Source organism: Magnetospirillum sp. SS-4, from assembly GCF_902729425.1.
Taxonomy (GTDB): Bacteria; Pseudomonadota; Alphaproteobacteria; order Rhodospirillales; family Magnetospirillaceae; genus Phaeospirillum.
Genome location: NZ_CACVCH010000105.1, coordinates 1 through 4,612 on the forward strand (window position 1 = coordinate 1; position 4,612 = coordinate 4,612).

A 4,612-nucleotide genomic window follows, 5' to 3' on the forward strand; every position below is an offset into this window, starting at 1 on the left:
CCCTTTTCTCGGAAATAACCCCGACATTGTCGCGTAGGAAGCTGTTGATGCTGGGCATGCTGTCACCGATCCAATGAGTTACGATGCGTTGAGAAGCATCGAGGCTTTATTTGCTCCAATTTCCCCTATGATCCCTGCCAAATCCTGGCCCCCATGACCCTAGGCATGGTGGTGTGGGGGCACGCTGCCAGAGGGGGAGGGCATTGCCCCAACGCTATCAATCGGCTTTTCCATCAGACCATCTCCCCCTGCCGATGGGCGTCCTTGTAGTCGGCCCATTTGGTCAGAAACACCTTCCCCTGCTCGGTCGCTTCCCCCTGCGTTTCACTTACGTTGAGCAGGATCGCATCAATGACCGGCCAAATGTCCGATCCAAGCCGATCCGCGTACAGCATGGCCTCGTCGAATGTCGGCGGCTTGGCCAGCAATTGCTGGATGGCATTCTCGACTGCGGGGGGAAGAGCAAACACCGACATCCCCAGCACAAATTCCTGGAGATTGGACATATCATCCTCATGAAGAACACCGTCACAGGCGGCCATTCCCGCACCAACGGCGATCAGGCACACGATGAACTCGTTGAGTTTGTTCTGTTCCCGATAACGCTCGGAAGCCAGAACCAGGCGCTCCTGGAGCACCTGAATTTTCGCTGCGGCTTCAGCCAAATCACCTTCCTTACCCTGTCGATAGCCCTCTCCAATAGCTTGCTTCTTGGATGCGCTGGATACGGCGGCCCCAGCGGCGGCCCCAACACCACCAACGGCTACGGCGGTTCCCGCCGCACCAGAGAGAGAGGCGATCAGGGTCGCCCCACCCAGAACGGAGCCTCCACCAGTAAACGGGGCCGCAGCAACCGCCCCAACGCCGACAATGGCGCCACCAACGAGCGCCCATGGGCTGGCATGCTTGAAGGTCTCGCCAACCACGCCGACAGCGTCAGAAGCCTTATCTCCAATAGCCCCCGCAACATCCGAGACCTTAGCGATCGTCTTGGCTCCGGCGGCTTCGACTCCGTCCTTACCGATCACCAACGGGGCGAGACCGCCGAGGACCAAGGTCCCGACGACAGTTTCCTTACTGGGCGCATGCTCATTCCATGCCGCCGCCGTAGAACTGGCCGCATTCGACGCCAAAGATGCGGTCTTCTCCGCAACCGCGGTTACGCCCTGCCCCACGGCGGATTTTGCCTCGGAAGCAAATGACGCAGTCTTCCCCGCCGCAGCGGAAACATTTTCGCCGACAGTGGAGGCCACGCCTTTTGCAAGCGATGCCGTTTTTGCCGCCGCCGCCGCAATTCCCCGCCCAACTGCGGATGCCGTATTCGAAGTCCTTTCGGCAACGCTCGGTGCATCTTTCACATACGAAAGCCGGAGGGCTTTATCGACCGGCCGCTTCATGATTTCGTAGTCGGGGTTAAGCGTCGCCACGTTCTGGGCAGCCATTCCAGCCGCCGCGACGAGACCAACCAGTTGGGTTGCGCCGGAGGGGACAAGCATACCGGCAAGGGCGGCTTTCCTGCCCTTCGTGAACGTGCGGGAACTCATTCCTTCGCCGCCGATGGCCCGTTCGACGAACAGGACAGCCTCCGGCATCCTGCCATGGCAACCGCCGACTTCAAACGTCTCGCGGTTGCGAATCGCAGCCAGGATATCGTCCGGCCGGTCGAATGAAATGGTTCTGATTTCACCGCTGTCCGACATGGTGTTCCTCGTTCGAGTGGGGTTGATGGTTAACAATCCGGGCCAGGTCGCCGAAGCTCCAGACCCAGGCGTTCAGTTCTTTCTCGCTGGTCGTGGTGACGGTCAGTGTAAGTCGGTATTTCACGCTTGAACTACTACAAGCCATCAATGACTGGCAACGCGGCGGGGATCACAAACAGAAGCTCAAACGTGGCGGCAAGCTCAAGAAGCTCGCGGCAGCACTCCCCGAACAGTACCGAACCTGCTCCGAAATATGCTATCGGCAGGAGGCCCACGAGAAGGATCGTATCTGGCAACTCCTTGCAGATGAGAGCTTGCCTGAGACGATCGCGGCTTGGACGACGGACCTCTCTATCGCCAGGAATTTCAAGAATGGTGTGCCGCCAGACGGACTTCGAGGCGTGATTTTCAGTATAGTGCCGCCTTCAAAAAGCGTCGTCATCAATCTCATCAAAATCTATGGTGACCCCGGCTTCAAGTCGGCGATCGAGCAGCATAAGCGGGGAATTGATGGCTTCGACGACGGGATTGGACGCTATGGCGTTACGCAGCGCGAAATTGTGCTCGAACTGCATAAACTCGGTCCTGAAACAATCCACTGTTATGGCGGCTACGCCTCTGGTCGCGAGACGCTTGCGCAGCAGTTTTTTGGGCACAAGTCCGTCATGGAAGTGCTCCTTGTGATGATGGATGGAATATGTCAGGCGAGCAGAATGGACGCTTGACGTAGCGCGTCACTCGGCACCATGCTGACGGTATGATCGATGACGACCAGCCGCCGAATCCGCTTTATCGGGACAAGCGCACCGCTCGTTTCGCGGCGGGTGAGCGGGTGAAGGAATTCCAGGCATTCGAAAGCCAGGCGAAGAAACGTCTGGTCATCCTGCTGGAATCCGTTTCCCGGAATGGCCTGATGCTGTTGCCGAGCAACCACTTCGAGGCCCTGACTGGTGAACGGAAGGGACAGTTCAGCATCCGGATCAATCTACAGTGGCGGATGTGCTTCGAATGGCCGGACAACCACGACAAACCGTTCAATATCGAGATCACCGACTATCATTGACCGAGGCAATGCCATGACCGAACAGCGGCCCGTTTACCCCATTCATCCCGGCACGATTCTGGCCGATGAATTGGCCGAGCTTCAGATGACGGCGGCGGAGCTGGCGCGCGAACTCCATATCCCCTCCAACCGGCTGTACCAGATCATTGCCGGTCGCCGGGCCATGACCGCCGACACCGCTCTGCGCCTGGAACAATGGCTGGGCGTTGAAGCCGCCTTTTGGATGAACCTGCAAAAGCGCTACGAGCTGGACCTTGCCGCCGAGCAGATCGGCGATGAGATCAAACGCACCATCCATCGCCGGGTGCCGCTGATAGATGGTCTGGCGGCCGCTCATTAGGGTGCGATGCGATTTTGACCGCTTTGCGCCCATAGAAGTCGTTCAGAGCTTCCCGGTCGGCCTTGCCAAGGGCGACGTCGTCATCGAAACAACGCGCGCAAGTATCCTGACGATGCCGCCCGGCCCGGACATCGCGTCCTACCACGACCGGAAGATCGTCATCCTCGAACGCACCGCATTGGCCGACTGGCTTGACTTGGCCGTGCCCACGCAATCACTGATCCGGCCATTGCCGCCCGGAACGCTGAACGTCGAACAGGTCGGGTAAAGCCCATCTCCTACCGTCAGGACTTCAGGCGCCTCAGCCGCTCGATGTGTGGCGCCATCCGATCAAGGACGTTCCTTGTGCCCTCCTCGGAAAGCCACCACGCGCCGCTTTCCGGGATATTCGCTTGGCGGCAAAGCTGATCGAAGAATGTGAGGCCCTCGGCATTGGGCTCGCATTCCGACCTCGGGCGCTTGCAGGTCATCGACCTGGACGCCGGAGACATCTTCAGCGGCCAGGCTTCCGGCCGCCTGATCAGGGGTTATGCCGCCCCTTGCATCCATACCCCCGCTATTGACCCCGACTACCTGTTCCACGATGCCATGCGCGAGTTGGTGGTGTGGTTCATTACCCCGTCCGATCCGCTCTATGTGTTCGGACCGACCACCGCCTCAACCTGATTGTCGATGAGGTTGACCAGGATAACCTTGATGCCCTCAAGCAGGACGATTCACATTCCGTCTTGGTGGACAATTTGAGGGCCAAGCTTTCCAAGCTGAAGGCCCTCAATACCTCCAAGAAGCTGGAGGAGCACGAGCGAAAACACCTCAAAGCATACCTTGAGGGACGAGGCTTGCTGACATCTCTCCAGCAGAACCACGCCACGATCTATGAGGCGGCTGTCAAAGCTAAAAGGGGGTTTGAGAAGCTGCTGGAAGCCCGTTCGTCGCTGTCAGGCGACCCAGGCGAAAAACGCATTCTGGATGAACTGACCGCCTTCAGTACGCAAATAGAAGGCCATCTCGGGAAGTTTCTTGACCCGGAAACGACTGCAATTTTGGCAACTGAGGCCATTGCTTACTGGCTGATGCACTGCCCGCTGGATTTCCCCGGCAATGATTAACCTTCGTGCATTGTTTCCAGAGTTCGAGAGGGAAGGGTTCACCTTCCATGACCGTGGCACGTTTCTGCCCGGCGACAGACGGCCTTTGTGGCGGGTGGCTCTGGTGATGCTCCTACTCAAACAGGCTTGTCGGGGGGCCTCGTCGTCATTGTCCAGGCTTCATGTTCTCGACTGGGCTGTGCGATCCAAGCATGGTCGAGACCAGATCGTGGGTTTCCTGAATGGGAACCGCCCCGCCTCATTCAGCCCCGTTCGCTTTGATCCTGCCCTTCTTCGCGCGTTGCAGTTCGCTCGGGCTGAGCATCTGGTTGCCGCAAAGGGGGGCAATATTGCCCTGACGGAAAAGGGGCAGGCTAACCATTTCATCTGGTCACTGCCCTACTTGCCGCCAGGAAATTCA

Annotated in this window: 8 protein-coding genes; 7 read left to right on the forward strand and 1 reads right to left on the reverse strand. The window is 58.5% G+C overall.

Annotated elements, in window-relative coordinates; all coding sequences use genetic code 11:
• Positions 1–233 precede the first annotated feature (233 nt).
• Complete coding sequence (locus tag MTBSS4_RS17610) at positions 234–1,700, reverse strand: hypothetical protein (protein WP_173984689.1); 1,467 nt, start codon at positions 1,698–1,700, stop codon at positions 234–236.
• Between the two features lie 92 nt (positions 1,701–1,792).
• Between MTBSS4_RS17610 and MTBSS4_RS17615 the strand changes: the two genes are divergently transcribed.
• The 7 genes from MTBSS4_RS17615 to MTBSS4_RS22190 all read left to right on the forward strand — a co-directional run.
• Positions 1,793–2,425 (forward strand): hypothetical protein, encoded by a 633-nt coding sequence (locus MTBSS4_RS17615; RefSeq protein WP_173984690.1) that lies wholly within the window; start codon positions 1,793–1,795, stop codon positions 2,423–2,425.
• Positions 2,426–2,457: 32 nt separating this feature from the next.
• Positions 2,458–2,763 carry a type II toxin-antitoxin system RelE/ParE family toxin gene (locus tag MTBSS4_RS17620; RefSeq protein WP_173984691.1) on the forward strand — a complete coding sequence of 102 codons (306 nt, stop codon included), beginning with the start codon at positions 2,458–2,460 and terminating at the stop codon, positions 2,761–2,763.
• A 13-nt stretch (positions 2,764–2,776) separates the two neighbouring features.
• Positions 2,777–3,103 carry a HigA family addiction module antitoxin gene (locus MTBSS4_RS17625; RefSeq protein ID WP_173984692.1) on the forward strand — a complete coding sequence of 109 codons (327 nt, stop codon included), beginning with the start codon at positions 2,777–2,779 and terminating at the stop codon, positions 3,101–3,103.
• Complete coding sequence (locus MTBSS4_RS22185) at positions 3,081–3,371, forward strand: hypothetical protein (RefSeq protein WP_217425574.1); 291 nt, start codon at positions 3,081–3,083, stop codon at positions 3,369–3,371. The genes MTBSS4_RS17625 and MTBSS4_RS22185 overlap by 23 nt, the downstream gene beginning before the upstream one ends.
• A 164-nt stretch (positions 3,372–3,535) precedes the next feature.
• Positions 3,536–3,769 (forward strand): hypothetical protein, encoded by a 234-nt coding sequence (locus tag MTBSS4_RS17635; protein ID WP_173984693.1) that lies wholly within the window; start codon positions 3,536–3,538, stop codon positions 3,767–3,769.
• A gap of 74 nt (positions 3,770–3,843) precedes the next feature.
• Positions 3,844–4,212, forward strand: a complete 369-nt coding sequence (locus tag MTBSS4_RS17640; protein WP_173984694.1) for a hypothetical protein — start codon at positions 3,844–3,846, stop codon at positions 4,210–4,212.
• Positions 4,213–4,420: 208 nt separating this feature from the next.
• On the forward strand, positions 4,421–4,612 hold a 192-nt coding region (locus MTBSS4_RS22190), incomplete at its 3' end, for a hypothetical protein (RefSeq protein ID WP_217425575.1).

Coding starts and splice junctions, on each gene's coding strand:
- MTBSS4_RS17610 (WP_173984689.1), bottom strand. CDS start 1,700: ATGTCGGACAGCGGTGAAATCAGAACCATTTCATTCGACCGGCCGGAC.
- MTBSS4_RS17620 (WP_173984691.1), top strand. CDS start 2,458: ATGATCGATGACGACCAGCCGCCGAATCCGCTTTATCGGGACAAGCGC.
- MTBSS4_RS17625 (WP_173984692.1), top strand. CDS start 2,777: ATGACCGAACAGCGGCCCGTTTACCCCATTCATCCCGGCACGATTCTG.
- MTBSS4_RS22185 (WP_217425574.1), top strand. CDS start 3,081: ATGGTCTGGCGGCCGCTCATTAGGGTGCGATGCGATTTTGACCGCTTT.